This window comes from Streptomyces xinghaiensis S187, assembly GCF_000220705.2.
Lineage (GTDB): Bacteria > Actinomycetota > Actinomycetes > Streptomycetales > Streptomycetaceae > Streptomyces > Streptomyces xinghaiensis.
This window is the reverse complement of sequence record NZ_CP023202.1, coordinates 837,999-856,275: the sequence shown is the minus strand read 5'-3', so window position 1 is coordinate 856,275 and position 18,277 is coordinate 837,999. Positions and strand designations below refer to the sequence as shown.

Annotated in this window: 14 protein-coding genes and 1 pseudogene; 11 read left to right on the top strand and 4 right to left on the bottom strand. The window is 71.8% G+C overall.

Translation table 11 applies throughout. From position 1 onward, the window contains the following. Window positions 1-26: 26 nt before the first annotated feature. On the bottom strand, window positions 27-1,763 hold the full coding sequence (locus SXIN_RS03625) for an IlvD/Edd family dehydratase (protein ID WP_019710618.1): 1,737 nt from the start codon (window positions 1,761-1,763) through the stop codon (window positions 27-29). Window positions 1,764-1,916: 153 nt separating this feature from the next. Here SXIN_RS03625 and SXIN_RS03620 point away from each other — a divergent pair, with 153 nt between their 5' ends. The 4 genes from SXIN_RS03620 to SXIN_RS03605 all read left to right on the top strand — a co-directional run bounded on the left by SXIN_RS03620 (window position 1,917) and on the right by SXIN_RS03605 (window position 6,457). Continuing rightward, a complete protein-coding gene (locus tag SXIN_RS03620) occupies window positions 1,917-2,663 on the top strand; it encodes a FadR/GntR family transcriptional regulator (protein WP_039822969.1) in 747 nt (248 codons plus the stop codon). Between the two features lie 144 nt (window positions 2,664-2,807). Next, entirely contained in the window at window positions 2,808-4,061 is a 1,254-nt protein-coding gene (locus SXIN_RS03615; RefSeq protein WP_019710616.1) for a metallophosphoesterase, read from the top strand. Window positions 4,062-4,316: 255 nt separating this feature from the next. After that, window positions 4,317-5,009: a response regulator transcription factor gene (locus SXIN_RS03610; RefSeq protein WP_019710615.1), complete on the top strand. Its 693-nt coding sequence runs from the start codon at window positions 4,317-4,319 to the stop codon at window positions 5,007-5,009. Further along, entirely contained in the window at window positions 5,006-6,457 is a 1,452-nt protein-coding gene (locus SXIN_RS03605) for a HAMP domain-containing sensor histidine kinase (RefSeq protein ID WP_095756574.1), read from the top strand. The genes SXIN_RS03610 and SXIN_RS03605 overlap by 4 nt, the downstream gene beginning before the upstream one ends. Before the next feature lie 145 nt (window positions 6,458-6,602). Here SXIN_RS03605 and SXIN_RS03600 read toward each other — a convergent pair. After that, a pseudogene (locus tag SXIN_RS03600) lies at window positions 6,603-6,834 on the bottom strand (ISL3 family transposase); the annotation flags it as partial. 519 nt (window positions 6,835-7,353) lie between these two features. Here SXIN_RS03600 and SXIN_RS03595 point away from each other — a divergent pair. The 6 genes from SXIN_RS03595 (at window position 7,354) to SXIN_RS03570 (ending at window position 14,644) form a co-directional block, all read left to right on the top strand. Continuing rightward, on the top strand, window positions 7,354-8,094 hold the full coding sequence (locus SXIN_RS03595; RefSeq protein WP_039822979.1) for an ABC transporter ATP-binding protein: 741 nt from the start codon (window positions 7,354-7,356) through the stop codon (window positions 8,092-8,094). Further along, window positions 8,091-10,625, top strand: a complete 2,535-nt coding sequence (locus tag SXIN_RS03590) for an ABC transporter permease (RefSeq protein WP_019710612.1) — start codon at window positions 8,091-8,093, stop codon at window positions 10,623-10,625. Before SXIN_RS03595 ends, SXIN_RS03590 begins: the two co-directional genes overlap by 4 nt. Window positions 10,626-10,729: 104 nt before the next feature. After that, on the top strand, window positions 10,730-11,860 hold the full coding sequence (locus SXIN_RS03585; protein WP_019710611.1) for a sensor histidine kinase: 1,131 nt from the start codon (window positions 10,730-10,732) through the stop codon (window positions 11,858-11,860). After that, window positions 11,857-12,549: a response regulator transcription factor gene (locus SXIN_RS03580; RefSeq protein WP_050931012.1), complete on the top strand. Its 693-nt coding sequence runs from the start codon at window positions 11,857-11,859 to the stop codon at window positions 12,547-12,549. Before SXIN_RS03585 ends, SXIN_RS03580 begins: the two co-directional genes overlap by 4 nt. A 367-nt stretch (window positions 12,550-12,916) precedes the next feature. Further along, window positions 12,917-14,140, top strand: coding sequence for a monooxygenase (locus tag SXIN_RS03575; RefSeq protein WP_050931010.1), 1,224 nt, complete (start codon window positions 12,917-12,919; stop codon window positions 14,138-14,140). A 78-nt stretch (window positions 14,141-14,218) separates the two neighbouring features. Continuing rightward, entirely contained in the window at window positions 14,219-14,644 is a 426-nt protein-coding gene (locus SXIN_RS03570; RefSeq protein ID WP_238153664.1) for a Rieske (2Fe-2S) protein, read from the top strand. A 243-nt stretch (window positions 14,645-14,887) separates the two neighbouring features. On the opposite strand, the gene SXIN_RS03565 is transcribed toward SXIN_RS03570, so the two are convergent. Both SXIN_RS03565 and SXIN_RS03560 read right to left on the bottom strand, forming a co-directional pair. Next, window positions 14,888-15,553 carry a response regulator gene (locus SXIN_RS03565; RefSeq protein ID WP_019710606.1) on the bottom strand — a complete coding sequence of 222 codons (666 nt, stop codon included), beginning with the start codon at window positions 15,551-15,553 and terminating at the stop codon, window positions 14,888-14,890. A 441-nt stretch (window positions 15,554-15,994) separates the two neighbouring features. Continuing rightward, the gene (locus tag SXIN_RS03560; RefSeq protein ID WP_019710605.1) at window positions 15,995-17,134 is read right to left on the bottom strand and encodes a PucR family transcriptional regulator; all 1,140 of its coding nucleotides are present in this window, start codon (window positions 17,132-17,134) and stop codon (window positions 15,995-15,997) included. An 86-nt stretch (window positions 17,135-17,220) separates the two neighbouring features. Here SXIN_RS03560 and SXIN_RS03555 point away from each other — a divergent pair, with 86 nt between their 5' ends. Next, complete coding sequence (locus tag SXIN_RS03555; RefSeq protein WP_039822967.1) at window positions 17,221-18,276, top strand: ferredoxin reductase; 1,056 nt, start codon at window positions 17,221-17,223, stop codon at window positions 18,274-18,276. The last annotated feature ends 1 nt before the right edge of the window (window position 18,277 follow it).

Genomic DNA, 18,277 nt, shown 5'->3' with positions numbered 1-18,277 from the left:
AGTGGGCGCGGTGCCCCGGGGCGGGGTCAGTGGGAGTCGCGGGGGACCTCGTGTCCCCGGCTTCCGCGCAGGAAGCCGAAGTCGGCGCCCCGGTCGGCCTGTTCCACGTGCTGGGTGTAGAGCCAGGCGTAGCCGCCGGCGTACCGCCCGGCGGGTGCCCGCCAGGCCTCCCGGCGCCGGGTGAGCTCGGCGTCGTCCACGTCCAAACGCAGGGTGCGGTCCGGGACGTCGAGGACGACGGGGTCCCCGTCGCGCACCAGGGCGAGTGGTCCGCCGACGGCGGCCTCGGGCGCCACGTGCAGGACCACCGTCCCGTATCCGGTGCCGCTCATGCGGCCGTCGCAGACGCGCACCATGTCCGTGACGCCGGCCTTCAGCAGCTTGGCGGGGAGCGGGACGTTGGACACCTCGGGCATCCCGGGGTAGCCCTTGGGGCCGGCGTTGCGGATGACGATGACGGTGTTCTCGTCGACGTCGAGGTCCGGGTCGTCGGCCACGGCGTGGTAGGCCTCGGGGGAGTCGAAGACGCGCGCCGGGCCGCGGTGGGTGAGCAGGTGCGGGGACGCCGCGGACTGCTTGATCACGGCGCCGTCGGGGCACAGGTTGCCGCGGAGGACGGCGATACCGGTGCCGGCCGGCTGGAAGGGGGCGCCGAGGGGGGTGATGACCTCGGAGCCGACGCGCTCGGCGGTCTCGGTGTTCTCGGCGAGGGTGCGCCCGGTGACCGTGATCTGCTCGCCGTGCAGCAGCCCGCCGCCGAGCAGTTCGGCGATGACGGCGGGCAGGCCGCCCGCGTAGCAGAAGTCCTCCATGAGATACCGGCCGCTGGGCATCAGGTTGACCAGGGTCGGCACCGCCCGGACCAGCTCGTCGAAGTCCCGCAGGCCCAGCTCGACGCCGACGCGGCCGGCGATGGCGGTGAGATGGATGATGGCGTTCGTGGAGCCGCCGATGGCCGCGTTGGCCCGGATGGCGTTCTCGAACGCCTCCCGGGTGAGGATCCGCGAGGGGCGCAGCTCCTCCTCCACCATCCGCACGATGCGCTGCCCCGCCGCCTGCGCTGTCTCCATCCGCCGGGAGTCGACCGCGGGCCAGGCCGCCGAGCCCGGCAGCTGCATGCCGAGCGCCTCGGCCATGCAGGCCATCGTGGAGGCGGTCCCCATGGTCATGCAGTGGCCGCTCGAACGGGCCATGCACCCTTCCGCGAAGAAGCACTCCTCCTCGGTCATCCGCCCGGTCTTCAGGTCCTCCTCGAACTTCCACACGTGGGTGCCGGATCCCACGTCCTGGCCGCGGTACTTGCCGTTGAGCATCGGCCCGCCGGTGACCATGACGGCGGGCAGGTCGACGCTGGCGGCGCCCATGAGCATGGCGGGGGTCGTCTTGTCGCAGCCGGACAGCAGCACGACGCCGTCGAGCGGATTGGCCCGGATCAGCTCCTCGACCTCCATGGCCATGAGGTTGCGGTACAGCATGGCGGTGGGGCGCATCAGGGTCTCGCCGGTGGCCATGGTGGGGAACTGGAGGGGAAAGCCGCCCGCCTGCCACACACCGCGCTTGACGGCTTCGGCGACGCGGGTCAGATGGGCGTTGCACGGGGCGAGTTCGGAGGCGCTGGTGGCGATGCCGATGACGGGCCGCCCGTCGAACACCTCGTGCCCGAACCCCTGGTTGCGCATCCAGGAGCGGTACAGCATCCCGCTGCGGCCCTGTGCGCCGAACCACGCCTGGCTGCGGCGGCTCGTCTGCTGACCGTCGGTCATGTGGCACTCCCGTGGCTCCGGCGTACGTGGTGGCGGTGAGGGCGGTCCGCTGCGCGACGGTCCGCTGCGCGACGGGGCGTTGCGCGATGGGGTGTTGCCGGGTGCGGGCCCCCGGGCCGTACCCTGTACCGCAATCATTAAATGATTCGATGAATGGCGTCCAGAGGGCGGGCAGAGATCGTGGAGCAGCACTTCCTGACCATGCACCAGCGCGTGGTCGACGAACTCGGGCGGCGCATCGCCGGTGGCGTGTGGGGGCCGGGAGATCCGCTGCCGGTGGAGGACGTGCTCGCGGCCGAGATCGGTGTCAGCCGGGGAGTGGTGCGGGAGGCGGTCAAGGCGCTGGTGGCCAAGGGGATGCTGCGCGTGCGTCCGCGCACCGGCACGCGCGTGCTGCCCCCGGAGCAGTGGAACCACCTGGACCGTGACGTGCTGCGCTGGCGGCAGACCGGGAACGCCACGGCCCTGCTGCGCGACACGAGTGAGCTGCGCCGGATCGTCGAGCCCGGGGCGGCGCGCCTCGCCGCCGAACGGGCCGGACCCGAGCGCGTACGAGCCCTGTACGACTCGCTGGCCGCCATGGAGGCCGCGGCGGCGGACCCCGGCCTCGGCGGCTACGTCGAGGCCGACATCGCCTTCCACCGGGCCCTGCTGGACGCCGGCGGCAACCGTCTCCTCGGCTCGCTGGGCCGCGCCGTCGGCATCGCGCTGGAGCACAGCTTCCTCGTCAGCACCCGGACCCCCGGCGCGGTGGCGGCCTCGCTGCCGCGCCACCGCGCCGTCGTGCGGGCTGTCGAGGCCCGCGATCCCGCGGCCGCGGCGGCCGCCATCCTGGCCATCATCGAAGCCGCCGAGGAGGAGATCGCCCGCTCTCCCGGCCTGCCGGACGACCCCGTGTGACCTCCCGCGGCCGCGAACCGGCAGGGCTGCGGCGGGGCAGCGACGGGCAAGGACACGGAAGCGGCCGGCGGCAGCGCGCCGGACGGCGCCCGGGGACGGCCGGATACCGTACGAGGGACGGCAGCCCGGCCAGGGAGGGGAAGCGTGACCGACACCAGCGACACCCGGCCCGCCGAGGAGGAGGCGCGAGAGCCGCGGTCCGGCCGGCTGCTGCACCGCCTGATGCGCTTCATACCCCTGATGGCCCCCCTCCTGCTGTGGGCCGTGCCCTGCTGGGTGCTGCTGTACGGCGGCCAGCGCTGGCCCCTGCCCGTCACGCTCTCCGGTACCGCCCTGTTCGCTCTCGGCCTCGTCGGTGTGCCGCTCGCGATGGCGCGCGGCCACGGCCGGCGCCAGCAGGACCGGGCGGCGATCATCGGTGACACCCTGCTGGGTGCCAGCTGGGTTCTGTTCACCTGGTCCGTGCTGCTCGGTGTCCTCCTGAGGTCCGCCCTGGCCGTGACCGGCGCCGGCGACAGCCAGGACCGGGCCCGCATCGTCACCTGGGCCGTCCTCTGCACCACCGCCGTGCTGCTCGCCTGGGGTTACGCCGAGGCCCGCCGCGTGCCCCGCGTGCGCCGGCTGGACGTGCGCCTTCCGCGGCTGGGCGCGGGGCTGGACGGTCTGCGCGTCGCCCTCATCACGGACACCCACTACGGCCCCCTCGACCGCGCGCGCTGGTCGGCCCGAGTGTGCGAGAAGGTGAACGAGCTGGACGCCGACCTGGTCTGCCACACCGGCGACATCGCGGACGGCACGGCCCAGCGCCGCCGCGCCCAGGCCGCCCCCCTCGGCACGGTGCGGGCCACCCGCGCCCGGGTGTACGTCACCGGCAACCACGAGTACTACAGCGAGGCCCAGGGCTGGGTCGACCTGATGGACGAGCTGGGCTGGGAGCCACTCCGCAACCGGCACCTGCTGCTCGAACGCGGCGGCGACACCCTCGTGGTGGCCGGCGTGGACGATGTCACCGCCGAGTCCTCCGGCCTGCCGGGCCACGGCGCCCATCTCGCCGGCGCTCTGCAGGGCGCCGACCCCGAGCTGCCCGTCCTGCTCCTGGCGCACCAGCCCGCGTTCGTCGACCGGGCGGCGGCCGGCGGCGTCGACCTCCAGCTCTCCGGCCACACCCACGGCGGCCAGATCTGGCCCTTCCACCACCTGGTCCGCCTCGACCAGCCCGCCCTCGCCGGCCTCAGCCGCCACGGTGCCCGCACGCTCCTCTACACCAGCCGCGGCACCGGCTTCTGGGGCCCGCCGTTCCGCGTCTTCGCCCCCAGCGAGATCACCCTGCTCGTGCTCCGCTCCCCGCACCCGCCCGCCTCGTCGTGGCACGGAGCGGGTCCGGCACCTCCGCCGTGACGCCCGACGCGGCCATCCGGGCGCCCTGGCGCATAACCGGCTGCGATACAACGGCTCGGCGAGCATCCGGGGTTTCGCGATCCACCTGGCCGGCCGCGACGGATACGAAGACAACATCCTGCCCAGCGGCCTACCCGCCGGCAGCCCCTATGCGCACGGCCCGCGGGCACCACAGCGGCGACGCTCTAATCCTGGTCTCAGGTTGACCGGAGAGAATGAGCGGCAAAAACATCGACTGGAAGGGGGCGGGCCGACGTGCGGATCATGATCGCGGATGATGACCCGGCCATCCGTGCGTCGCTGGAGCGGGTGCTCCAGGTCGAGGGTTACGACACCAGCATCGTCGCCAACGGTCTCGCCGTGCTCGACGGGATCGATGGGGCCGGCGGTGACACGCTGGATCTGCTGCTCCTCGACGTGATGATGCCCCGCCTCGGCGGGTTGGAGACCTGCCGGCGGCTGCGGGCCGCGGGTCGGGATCTTCCGGTGCTGATGCTGACCGCCCGTGACCAGGTCTCCGACCGGGTCGCGGGGCTGGACGCGGGCGCCGACGACTACCTGCCCAAGCCGTTCGCCACCGAGGAGTTGCTGGCCCGGGTGCGGGCCCTGCTGCGCCGGCGCACGCCGACCGGCGAGGAGTCGCAGATCCTGTCGTTCGCCGACGTCCGGCTCGATCCCGACAGGTTCGAGGCGTGGCGGGGCGGGCGGCCGCTGCGCCTGACCCGCACCGAGTTCTCCCTCCTGCAGGTCCTCGTGTGCAACGCGACCCGGGTCTTGACCCGCGACGCGCTGCTGGAGGCGATCTGGGGCTTCGGCATGAGCTCCACCGCCAACAACCTCCAGGTATACGTGAGCTACCTGCGCCGCAAGATGGAGGCCGAGGGTGAGCCGCGATTGCTCTACACGCTGCGCGGCCTGGGATACACGTTGCGGGAGACCCCTCCGTGAGCAGGCCCGCCGGCCGGGAACCGCGCCGGCTGACCCGATGGTGGCGCCGGCGGTCCCTGCGGACCAGGCTGACGGTGATCGCGGCGACGGCCATCGCGGTCAGCGTGTTCGTGGCCTTCCAGGTGGCCAGCGAGCTACTGGACTGGGAGCTGCGGGACACCGCCGAGAATCAGCTGCGCGCCGACTCCCGCGTCCTGGCGGCGAACGCGGAGCGCGCCGGTCTGGCGCAGGTCCGGCTACCGCCGTATCCGGGGTCCGGCCGGCTGGTGCGGGTCATCCTGCCCGACGGCTCGATCCGGACGCCGGCCGGCCAACCCGCGCTGCCTCCGGTCAGCGAGCACGCCGGGCGCGTGGCGCAGGGCGCGTCGGCCGACCTGATGGAGTCGAACGACAGCGACGAGGACGGCTACCGCATCTACACGCTGCGGGCGGGCGACGGCGCGGTCCAGGTGGCCCGCGTCGTCGACGACGGCCCGATCAACCAGTTCGGGTTGGGCATGCTGCTGATCGGGCTGCTCTGCGTGGTCGGCGGCGCCCTTGTCGGGCGGACCGTGGCGCGGACCGGGCTGGCACCGATCGACCGGCTGGCCGCCGCCGCGGTACGTGTCGCGCGCACCCGGGATCTCGACGCCGACATCCCGGATGAGGGCGGTGGGGAGATCCGGCGGCTGATCCAGTCGATCAACGACATGCTCGCCGCGCTCCGGGACTCCCGGCGGGCCCAGCGGCTGCTCGCCGAGGACGCCGCCCACGAGCTCAAGACCCCGCTCACCAGCCTGCGCCTCAACGTCGAGCTGCTGATCCGGCTCGACCGGCGCGGCACCCTGGAGAGCGCACTGCCGGCGGAGAGCCGGACCCGGCTGCTCAACGATCTCGGCGCTCAAGTGGCCGAGTTGAGCACCCTTGTCGCCGAGCTGACCGACCTGGCGCGCGGTGACGTCAGCGACGAGAGCACCGAGGTGCTCGACCTCGCCGACGTGGTGGTGGCCGCCGCGACCCGGGCGCGTTCCCGCGAGCCCGACGTCGAGGTCGCGCTCGACGTGACCTCTGTGTGGGTGAGCGGGCGTCCCGCTGCGCTCCAGCGGGCGGTGCTCAACCTCATCGACAACGCCGGCAAGTGGTCCCCCGCGGACCAGCCGGTCCAGGTCCGGCTACACGCCGAGGGCGCATCGGCGGTGCTCGAGGTCGACGACGCCGGGCCGGGCATCGACGCCGCCGACGTACCGCGGGTGTTCGACCGGTTCTACCGTGCCGACAGCGCCCGGGCGTTGCCGGGATCCGGTCTGGGGCTGTCGATCGTGCAGCGGGTCGTCGACGCCCACGGCGGCCGGGCCACCGTCGCCCGCTCCGCACGCGGTGGCGCGCTGCTTCGGGTCGACCTTCCGGCCGCGGCCCCGCCCGCCCCGGTCGCGCGGCTCACCGCCGGGGAGGACACCGCGGCGTGCTGACCCGCCCCGGCGGCGCGGCGCAGGACAAGGGACGGCGGCCCTCGGGCATGGCCCCGCGCGGCTCACCGCCGGGGCAGGACACCGCGATGCGCCGGCCCCGGCCCCGGCGTGTGGCGCAGGACCAAAGGGCGCCGACCGTCGGGCCCACGTCGAGCAACCTCGCCGGGCCAGTCCCGTCGCGGATCGGGGTGAGGTCGATGAACACGTGTGACGTCCTTGTCCCCGCGGCGGGCGTGACGCCACACGTGTTCATCGACGCCGATCACCGCGACGGCGTCGAACCGGTGCGGGTCGTCGATCAGGACCCGGTGGCCCTCGGCCGGCACCACTTGGCCGGCGGTGTGCCACGACACCGCCAGCCCTTCGGCGATCCTCGCGGGGTCTGGCTCGTGACCTCGGCCGGGGACCGGTCCGACGTCGTGATACTCGCCCGTGACGTGCCCTTCGGGGCGACGGCGACGGCGACGGCCGACGACTTGACCCTGACCGCCGTCGCGGTCGACCCCGGTGTGCCCACCGTGCCTGACGCGGACGCTGCGTCTCTCGTCGGGCAAGTCGCCGCGGCCGACCTGCTCGCCGGGTCGTTGCCCGCCTCCGGCGCGGCCCTCCGCGATCGCAGCGATGACCGGCCGGTTCAGCAGCGGATCACGTCGAGGCCCGTCGTGCTGTACGTGATCGTCGAGCGTGACCACCGTCACAATCCTCGGCCGGATCGTCGGCCACCAAGGTCGGCCGTTCGGTCGCTCATGTAGTCCCGCGCGAGTACGCGTCACCTCCTGTGGGCGGATGCGGCCGCCGGCGGCCGCCAGCATCGTGGCGGACACCAACCACTCATCGGAGGTCTCGTGTCCCCACATCCGCAATCCCCGGTCGTCGATGGGCAGTCCGGGAGCGCGCTGTCATCCAACGCTGATGACGCTGCGGCCAGGCTCGTCGGCGCAGTCAAGCGATACGGCTCCGGCCAGTCGGCCGTCGTCGCTCTCGACGACGTCACCATCGCGTTCCCGGCGGGGAAGTTCACGGCTGTGATGGGCCCGTCGGGTTCGGGAAAGTCGACGATGATGCACTGCGCCGCCGGGCTGGATCGACTGACGTCGGGCCGCGCCTTCATCGGCAACACCGATCTGTCGACCCTCGACGACCGCGGACTGACCATGCTGCGCCGAGAACGGATCGGGTTCGTGTTCCAGACGCTCAATCTCGTTGGGACCCTCACGGCCGAGGAGAACATCTGCCTGCCGTTGACCTTGTCGGGCCGCCGGCCGGGCGAAGGAGTGCTCGATCAGGTCGTGTCGATGCTGCGCCTCGGTGATCGCATGCATCATCGGCCGACGGAGCTCTCGGGCGGCCAGCAACAGCGCGTCGCCATCGCCCGGGCGCTGGTCGCCCGGCCACACGTGGTGTTCGCCGACGAGCCCACCGGCAACCTCGACACCCGGTCCGGACAGGAGATCCTCGGATACCTGCGCTCAGCGGTCGACAAGCGTCATCAGTCGATCGTGATGGTCACGCACGATCCCAACGCCGCTGCCTGGGCGGACCACGTCGTGTTCGTCGTCGACGGCAGAGTGCACGACGTGATGGACCGCCCGTCGGCCGATTCGGTGCTCGACGTGATGAAGGGCCTGGGGCGATGAGCCAGATGGTGCGGAGCGCGGCCCGGAGCGTGTTCGCGAGCCGGGGCCGGTTCCTGCTCACCGGCACGGCGATCGCACTGTCGGTGGCGTTCCTCGCCGCGACGCTGGTGCTGTCCGACTCGATGCGCGGCCGAGCGGCCGGCGATATCGCCGAAGCGTTGGCCGGGACGGACGCCGTGGTGCAGGGTGTTTCCCTCGGCGAGCCCGGCGGAGGACCGGGAGATCCCGCCAGGTCGGTTCGGCAATCACTGGATCCCGACATCACCGAGCGCGTGGTTGCGGTCGACGGCGTCGACGGGGCCGCCCCGCAATGGGCCGGCTTCGCGAAGCTGGTCGTCGACGGATCAACGGTCGGAACCGGCACGGCGAGCGACGTCGGTCGCAACTGGGTCGCCGACCCGGCGCTCAATCCGTTCCGGCTCGCGAGCGGGCAGCCACCGACCGAGGTCGGAGAGATCGCGATCGATCGATCGCTCGCCGATGACGCAGGCGTGGCTCCGGGTGACGTCGTCCAGGTCCTGACCGCGACGGGCATGCACGACGCGACCATCACCGGTATCGCGACGTTCGCGTCGGCGGACGCGGCACCGCTGCAGCGCACGGTTCTGCTGGCCGACGGAGCGGTGTCCGCCTGGCTCGACACGGCGGCGCCGACCGAGGTGCTCGTCGACGTCGCGGAGGGTGCCGACCGCACCGAGGTGCTCGGCCGACTGTCGGAGCTGTCCGATGCCGAGGTCGTCGACGGACCCGACTACATCCGCACGAAGCAGGACGCCGCGACGTCACCGCTGCAGTTCCTGAACGTGTTCCTCCTGGCCTTCGCCGTGGTCGCGATTCTGATCGGCGTGACGATCATCTTCAACACGTTCGTGCTCACCGTCGCCCGCCGCCGGCGGGAGTCGGGACTGCTGCGTGCGATCGGTGCGGAACGACGCCAAGTGCTCGGCGGAGTGGTGATCGAGGCGGCGTTCGTCGGAACGATCGCCACGCTCGCCGGCCTCGTATGCGGGGTCGCGGGAGTGGGCGCGCTGCGCTGGGTCGTCGGACTCACCGGGGTCAGCCTGATCACCGGGCCGACGATCGTGAGCCCGACCTCGATCGCCATCGCCGCGACCGTCGGTATAGGCGCAACGATCCTCTCGGCATGGATCCCGGCTCGCCGCGCGGCGGCGACACCACCGATCGAGGCGCTGCGCGAGAGCGCGGCGGAACCTCGGGTCGTGAGCCGAGCGCGGACTGCAAGCGGACTCGTGCTCGCCGCGGCGGCGATCGCTGGAGGAACTGTGGCTGTGGTGGGCTCGAACCCAGTGTGGCTCATGCTCGCCGCTGCCATTGTCCCGGCGCTCGTGCTGTGCGGCCCGGCGATCGTGACAGCTTCAGCACGTTGGAGCTCTCCGGCTGCCCGCCGTGCCGCCGGTGCGCCCGGCTCGATCGCAGCGGGCAACCTGGCTGCGAGCCCCCGCCGATCGGCATCGACGGCGCTCGCGCTCATGCTCGGAATCGCCATGGTGACGGTATTCTCGATCTTCGCGAGCTCACTGACGAGCGCGGTGGGAACGGACGTCCGTGAGGGACTGCGGGCGGACCTGGTGGTCACGTCGGCGACCCCCGACTTCTCGACGATCGACCCCACCCTGGCCGGCCGGATAGCAGCGCTGCCCGACGTCGACTCGGCAACCGCGCTGTCGATCGCCGAAGGAATCGTGGCAGGGAAAGCCGAGGCGATCGGCGGCATCGACCCGACGGCACTGCCCACCCTGTACGACCTCGACCCGATCGCCGGCGACCTCGCCGACCTGGGCTCGGGAGGCGTGGCCGTGGTCGGTGACGACCCGGCGCTGCTCGGCGGAACCCTGGAGATCGAGTTCGAACGATCGGCCATCGAAGCGCCGATCGTTGCCGTGGTCGAGAGGAGCACCGGCGGTTTCGAAGCCCCGGCGTACTTCGTCGACCGTGCGACACTCGACGCCTCGGTCGGTCGTCTGCTCGATGCGCAGGTGCTCGTCGACCTCGCCGACGGAGCGGTGGCGGACGCCGAGGAAGCCGTGAGCGCCCTGGTCCGGGATTCGCCCGGGGCGTTCCTGGCGACCCGGGAAGAACACGTCGCCGGCAGCGGCAGCGAGATCGCCGCGTTCGGGTACTTCATCGACGGGATGCTCATTCTGGCGAGCTTCATCGCGCTTCTTGGAGTCGCCAACACCACGGCGCTCGCGATCAATGAACGCTCTGGAGAGATCGGGCTGCTGCGAGCGGTCGGGGCGTCTCGCCGGGAGCTGCGTCGCATCGTGCGGCTCGAGGGGGCACTCCTGTCGTTCGTTGCGGCATCGATCGGTATCGCCGTCGGAGCCGCCTTCGGCTGGGCGATGATCGATGTCACCGGAGGCGCGGAGATCCCGTCCGTCGTCGTACCCTGGCCCCGTCTGGCAGTGACGCTGATCGTCGCAGTCGCAGCGGGCGTGGCCGCCGCAGCGTGGCCCGCGTTCCGGGTCTCCCGGGTGCCTGTGCTCGAGCTGGTGGGCCGGGACCGCTGATGCGCCCGGTCCAGCACCTGGACCGGGCAGCCCACGCCCGGTCCAGGTGCAGAGACCTCCCGTGGGAGTATGCGCCCGCTATCGGTCGCGACGATGATGGTGCCATGACGCACACGGATCACCGCACCGGTCGCGCCGATCTCGCTGCGCTCGTCACCGCGTTGGCGGTGTCGATCGGCGTGTTCGTCCTCGATCCGGACGTCCTGGCCGGACGGGAGCTCCCAGGCATCGCGATCGCGGCCGTCGCCGCAGTGCTGCTCGTCGTCGCCGGTCGGTTCGCTCGGGTCACCGTCGTGGCGATCGGCGTGCTGACCGTCGTCTCCTTCGCATGGACCTCCAGCCCGGTCGCGCTGGGACCGATGCTCGCCGTGGCGCTGTTCCGTCTCGTGCGCCGGAGCGACGATCGCTCTGTGATCTGGTTCGGATCGTTCGTCGCGATCGTCGTCGCCGGCTTCGGGGCGCTGGCCGGTGGTGAGCCGTTCTGGTTCGAATGGGTCACCTACTCAGCCGTTCTCCTGCTCCCGATCGCCGCGGCCGACGCCCGTCGCTCCAACCTGCGGCGTCGAGCCGACGGATTGGAACGCCAGGTCGCCGAGCGGCTCCAGGCGGAACGCCTTCGCATCGCGTACGACCTGCACGACATCGTCGCCCATTCGCTGTCGGCGATCACCGTCCAGTCCGGCATCGCCGCCCACGGGTTCGAGCGCGATCCCGCCGCCGCTCGCACTTCGCTCGTCGAGATCAACGACGCAGGCAGACGATCGCTCGACGAGCTGAGATCCCTGCTCGGGCTCCTCCGGTCCGACGAGTCGGTCCCGCTTCGCCCGGTACCGGCGGCCACCACCACCCTCAGCGACGTCGTCGCTGCCGCCGGGCACTCGACGGAGGTCGAGGTGGTCGAGGACGGTCACTATCCTGCGGGCGTGGCGGAGAGCACCGTGGTGACGGTGCACCGCATCGTGCACGAGTGCCTGGTCAACGTCGCCCGCCACGCCGGCGACGTCCCCACGGTCGTCCGGCTCCGGCACGCAGACGGCGGCGTGCACGTCACCGTGTCGAACGAGGCCCCGGCCACCGCACGCGTTACGACGCCGGGCACCGGCATCGGTCTGGTCGCGATCCGCGAGCGAGCGGAGCTCCTCGGTGGCACCGTCCACGCCGGACCCACCGACAACGGCGGGTTCACGGTGCACGCGTTCGTGCCCTACCACATCCCCGGCGGGTGGGAGGCATGACCCCTCGGCTCGACGCGCCTGCCGTGGCGAGGCGCGACATCCGCGTGCTGCTCGTCGACGACCAGGAGTTGGTGCGCCGCGGGTTCGCATCACTGCTCGCCAACGAACCCGGCATCAAGGTCGTCGGTGAGGTCGGCGACGGCGCGCAGGCGATCGCCGAGACCTGGCGGACACGCCCCGACGTCGTGCTGATGGACATCCGCATGCCTCGCATGGACGGGCTCGCCGCGACGCGAGCGATCTGCGGCGACGAACGGCTCAGCGCCACCAAGGTGCTCGTGCTCACCACCTTCGCGCTCGATGAGTACGTCTACGAGGCGCTCAGAGTCGGTGCCTCCGGTTTCCTGCTCAAGGACACCCCACCGCGACTCCTGCTCGAGGCCATCGCCGCCGCCGCCGACGGTGACGTCCTCATCTCACCGGCGATGGCCAAGCGGTTGGTCGCCGACTTCGTTCGCCGACCGACCGGCGACTCGGGTCTTCTCGATCTCCTGAGCGAGCGCGAGCGCGAAGTACTCGCCGAGGTCGCACGTGGCAAGACCAACTCCGAGATCGGCGAGTCGCTCCACATGTCGCCGCTCACGGCGAAGACGCACGTCAGTCACATCCTCGGCAAGCTGAACGCGCGCGACCGCGTCCAGCTCGTGATCATCGGATACGAGACCGGACTCGTCAGCCTCGGCGAGTGAGCTCGCGAGCGCGTGGCGGTCGGCTCTGCCGATGCCGGCGCCGGGGCAGTACGGGCAGGTCCCCGTCGTGGTCGATCCAGGCCACGCGGCGGGTCAACCAGTGCAGAGCACCGCGTCGGTGAGCTCGGACAGCGCGTCGACCCGCGCGGTCAGGCAGGCGCAGAAGTCGGTTCTGAGCTGAGTCCGGCTCCCGTTCATCGCCGGCGGACTTTCGTGGGCATGACGTCGGGCCCAGTTGCGACGAACCCTGATTCTCGTGCGGGTGTCGAACGGCGTCCGGAGAGAAGTACCGTGGTACCACCTCCCTCCCGAAGATGACGACCACAGTACGACGAAACAGGGCGGAATCGAGCCTAGCGTTCAGGCTATGACAAAACCTGGAAGTCCACTGCGGAGGTTCGGGGCGGCCACCATCGCGCTGGCGACGGCGTTCGCTGTCGTCGCCTGCGGGTCGGACGCCGACAACAGTGCGGCGCCCGCCGCGACCGGCTCGCACAGCGCGCACGCGAGCGGGTCGTCGGCTCCACCGCAGCCGCCGCGCGCCGGCGAGCGGTTCGTCGACCTGAAAATGGCCGAGGCCTATACGCCCGCGCCGCCGGACGGCGCCGTGGACGAGTACCGGTGCCAGGTGCTCGATCCGGGCCTGACCGAGGAGGCGTTCCTGACCGGAACCCAGGTCATACCGGAGAACGCCGCCATCGCGCACCACGGCATCGTGTACGCGGTGCCGCCGGGCGGCGCTGCCGCGGTGCGCGAGCAGGACGCGAAGACTCCCGGCCTCGGCTGGCAGTGTTTCGGCGGGACCGGCGTGGACGGCGCCGACGTGGAGGGCGACGACGAGGGCGCCGACCCGGGCGCGGCGTGGGTGGACACCTGGGCGCCGGGCGCCACGGAGACGCTGCTCGACCAGGAGGCCGGCTTCAAGCTGGAGCCGGGCAGCCTGATCATCCTCCAGATGCACTACAACCTGCTCGCGACCGACGGCAAGCCGGGCGGGTCGGACCGCTCGGCGGTGCGGCTGCGGCTGGCGGACGGCACGCCGCAGACCCGGGAACTCGAGACGTGGTCGCTCGACGCGCCGACCGACCTGCCCTGTGCCGCCGACGAGTCGGGTCCGCTCTGTGACCGGGCGGCCTCGATCGCGGACGTGACGAAGCGGTTCGGGCCGGAGGTCGGCGAATTCGCGGACCGTCAGGTGGAGGAGTGCAACGAGGGCGGCGTGCCGAAGCCCGGCGACACCCAGTCCTGCGACCACGAGGTGGAGGAGCCGGTGACGGTGTTCGCCGGTTTCGGTCACATGCACATGCTCGGGCGGTCCATGAAGGTCGAACTCAACCCGGGCACGCCGAAGGCCAAGGTCCTGCTGGACGTGCCGCAGTTCGACTTCGACAACCAGCGGATGGTGAAGCTGCCGTCGCCGGTGGAGGCCGGTCCGGGGGACACGCTGCGGGTGACGTGCACGCACGACGCGGGGCTGCGCAAACAGCTGCCGCAGCTGAAGAAGCTGCCGCCGCGCCACGTTGTGTGGGGCGACGGCACCGGCGACGAGATGTGCATCGGCATCATGACGGTCTCTCCCCGCAAGTCCTGACGAAGCGTCGAACGTGTGTGAGCTCACTGAGGTCAACAAGCCGAAAAACACCACCGTTTGCGCTCAGGAGGCATCGTCTTGCCAGATCCCAAACGCCGCGCGGTTGTCTGCGGCCTGCTAGCCGGTCTGGTCGCACCGGCTTCCCTGGCCGCCTGCTCGTCCGGGACACCCGCCGCCAACCCGCCCGCCGGAGGATCCTCCGGCTCCGGTGGCACGCCGTTGGCCAAGCTGGCCGACGTCCCGGTCGGCAGCGGGGCGATCGTGGACGGGCCGTCGGGCAAAGTCCTGATCGTCCGGCCGTCGGAGAACGAGGTCAAAGGGCTCAACCCGGTCTGCCCGCACGCGGGCGTCACCGTTTCCCAACCGGCGGGCGGCACCATCACATGCCCCGGCCACGGCAGCGTCTTCGACGCCGCGACCGGCGACATGAAGAAAGGGCCGGCGACCACCGGCCTGATCCCGATCCCGGTGAAGATCAGCGGCGACTCGGTCGTGACCGCCTAGAAAGGTGTCGGCGGCCCGCCGGAACCCGGCGGGCCGTCCGGCCCGGGGACAGTGGCCGCACCGGTCGATCAGCACGACATCGCCGTTCGGGGAAAGCCTCGGTCGTGGCAGTCGGACGGGCGGTGACGTGGGCGGCTGCAGGCGGACCCGGCAGCGGAGCGGTCGATCACGCCGAGCGGACCGGCCCGGAGCGGTGCGGCTGGGAACTGCGGTCGCGCCCCGACGGACGCACGAGACGAAGCGCTAAACCGGCCGGGTGAGTCTCAGGTCGTAGGTGAGGATGACGGCCTGGATCCGGTCCCGTGCGCCGATCTTGGCGAGGACCCGTCCGACGTGGGTCTTCACCGTCGACTCCGACAGCGTGAACCGTTGCGCGATCTCGCCGTTGGTGAGGCCGTGGCCGATGGCGACGAGGATCTCGCGCTCGCGGCCGGTCAGGGAGTCCAGCCGGGGATCCTCCCGCACGGGCCCGCAGAGGTCGTCGCCGAGCCGGTCGGCGAACGCGTCGAGCAGCCGCCGAGTCAGCGCCGGCGCGATCACCGCGGACCCGGCGGCGACGGCCCGGATGCCGGCGAGCAGCTCCTCCGGGCGGATGTCCTTCAGCAGGAAACCGCTCGCCCCGGCCCGCAGCGCGGCGAGCGCGTACCGGTCCACGTCGGACGTCGTCAGCACCAGGATCCGCGAATGCCCACCGGCGGCGACGATGCGCCGGGTGACCTCGATCCCGTCGACGTTTGGCATGCTGATGTCCATCAGCACCACGTCGGGACGCAGCTTGGTGGTCCACCGAACAGCCTCGGCGCCGTTCTCGGCCTCGCCGACGATCTCGGTGTCGGGGGTGCTCTCCAGCAGCATGCGAAACCCGAAGCGCTGCAGCGGCTGGGCGTCCACCACGAGCACGGAGATCATGAATGGCTGCCTTCAGGGTCGCGTAGACGGTCCGGCCGCCGTCCGATGCGGGGCCGACGCAGACCGTGCCGCCGTAGAGCGCTGCGCGTTCGGCCATGCCGGCGAGGCCGAGACCCGCGTCGCCCGGCGATGCCTCCTTCCTACCGAGCGAACCTGAGACGACTGTTAGAACGGCGCTCGGGCCGGTTGGCCGCCGGCGCGGGTACGTCGTCGGGCTGGCCGCTGTCGTGCACGATGATGTGGACCCGGCAGGAGCCGGCCGCCGGGCTCGGGTCGACGGTGGTGCGCGGGCCGGCGTGCTTGCGGGCGCGGGCACGACCCGGCACGGTGCCCTCGATGACGGTGGTCAGGGCAGGCCGCGGGGGCAGGCAGGACCGGGCTGCCTTGCATGCCGGACCAGTTGCCCGGGTGCGGCGGGCTGGTGGTGACCACCAGTACGCGTCAGCCGGCCCGGAGGCCGACCGCCAGCGTCAGTTCGAGGACCCGCTGTGGCGATGCGAGGTCCGGAAACAGCTCCCGCAGCTGCGACATCCGGTACCGGACCGTCTGGGGATGGACGAACAACTCTGCCGCCACCTCCTCCCGCCTGCCCTGGTGCAGCAGCCACGCCCGCAATGTCTTCTCCAGCCGCTGTGCGGTCGCGACAGGCAAGGTCCGCAACGGTGCGAGGGCGCGGGTACGCAGGTCTGTGAACGCGTCCATGTCGGCACTCAGCACCAGCTCCGGCAGGTGCTCCTCGGTGTCGCGAATATCGGGGGAGAGGGACCGGGCGCGTACGGCTCGTGCGTACGAGGCGGACGCACGAGTCCATGGCCGGGCCGGGCCGACCACGGCGGCGCGGTCGGTCAGCTGCCGCAGGAGATGTGATCGGTCGGCATCGGGGACGAGGAGCACACCGGCGGCATCCGGCAGATCGTCGAGGACGAGGGTGCTCGGGTCGAGCGCGCGGTAGGCGGGCCGGGCCTGGGCGGCGGGCAGCAGGACCGCGGTCAGCGAGACCGGAGGCTGCCACCCGGCCCGTTGGACAGAGGCCAGCAGCACGTCCGGGCTCGCGCCGGCGAGGAGTTTGCGGGCCAGGTGTTCCAGGTGGCGCTCGTGGGCCCTGCCCCGGGCGGCCAGTTCGTCGGCGTGGCCCGCGGCGCTCGCGGCGGAGAGCTCGTCGATGTAGGCGAAGGTCAGTTCGGCGAACTTGGCGACCTCGGCGGCGGGCAGACCCGCGGGTACGGCACCCGCGGCCAGGCATCGCCAGGCCACGCGGGCGCCGACGCGGTAGGCGCTGAGCAGGGCGTCCATCGAACGGCCGTCGCGCACCTCGCCGCGGCCCAGCTCGTAGGCCGCGTCACCGGCGTCGCCGCCCGTGGCCTTTCCGCTCGCGAGGTCCAGGTAGTGGCCCAGGGCGGTGCGGACGGCTCGGCGGATGGTGCCGCCCATGCGGCCCGAAAGGGCGTTGGCGTATGGAGGGACCTCGTCGATGATCGCCTGGACGACCTCGTCGGCGGTGGTCTTCAGCGCGGCCCGAAGCGCGGTGACCGTCGTGTCATCCAGGGCCAGTTCGCTGGCCCTCCGGATTGCATGGCTCACGTTCTGTTCCCTGCGAACAATCTAGCCGACCAGATTTACGTCCTGCGGTCAGGACTTTACGCCTTGAGGCACAGCAAGCTGGAGCCATGACGAGTACAGCCCTCCGCAGCAGGGCGTGGAAACTGCTCGAGATGGTCACGACGCCGCTGCTGCCGTCGGACTACCTCGACCTGGTCAGGCCGCTGCGTACGGGCGCTGACCTGCGTGGGCGCATCGAGGCCGTGCACCCCGAGACGCGCGACGCCGCGACGGTCGTGATCCGGCCGGGACGGGGCTGGCGCGGCCACACAGCCGGTCAGTACGTGCGGATCGGGGTCGACGTCGACGGCGTGCGCCTGTGGCGTGCCTACTCCCTCACCTCGCCGGCAAACCGCCAGGACGGCCGCGTCACGATCACCGTGAAGGCGATCCCGGACGGCAAGGTCAGCAACCACCTGGTCCGCAGGGCGAAACCGGGCACGCTGATCCAGCTCGACCAGGCGACCGGTGACTTCGTGCTGCCGCAGGCCAAGCCCGCCAAGGTGCTCTACCTGACGGCCGGCAGCGGCATCACGCCCGTGATGGGCATGCTGCGCGACACCGAGCTCGACGACGTCGTCATGGTCCACTGCGCACCACAGCCGCAAGACGTGATCTTCCGCGACGAACTGCACGGCCTGGTCGCGGACAAGAAGCTGCGGCTCACCGAGGTGCACACCGACACGGACGGCATGCTCGACATCGCCCGTCTCGACGAGCTCGTGCCCGACTGGACCGAGCGCGAGACCTGGGCCTGCGGGCCCGCGGGCCTGCTCGACGCCGCCGAAGAACACTGGACCGAACAGGGCATCCAGGAGCGCCTGCACACCGAGCGCTTCCGCCCCGGCATCGTCGTCGCCGGCGACGGCGGCGAGGTCACGTTCAGCGCCACCGGCAAGACCGTCGACGCGGACGGTGCCACGCCGTTGCTCGACATCGGCGAGGAGGCCGGCGTGCTCATGCCCTCCGGGTGCCGCATGGGCATCTGCTTCGGCTGCGTCACGCCGCTCAAGGCGGGCGCCATCCGCGACCTGCGCACCGGCGAGATCACCGAGGCCGAGCCGGGCGTCCTCATCCAGACCTGCGTGTCCGCCGCGGCGGGCCCCTGCGACATCGAACGGTAGG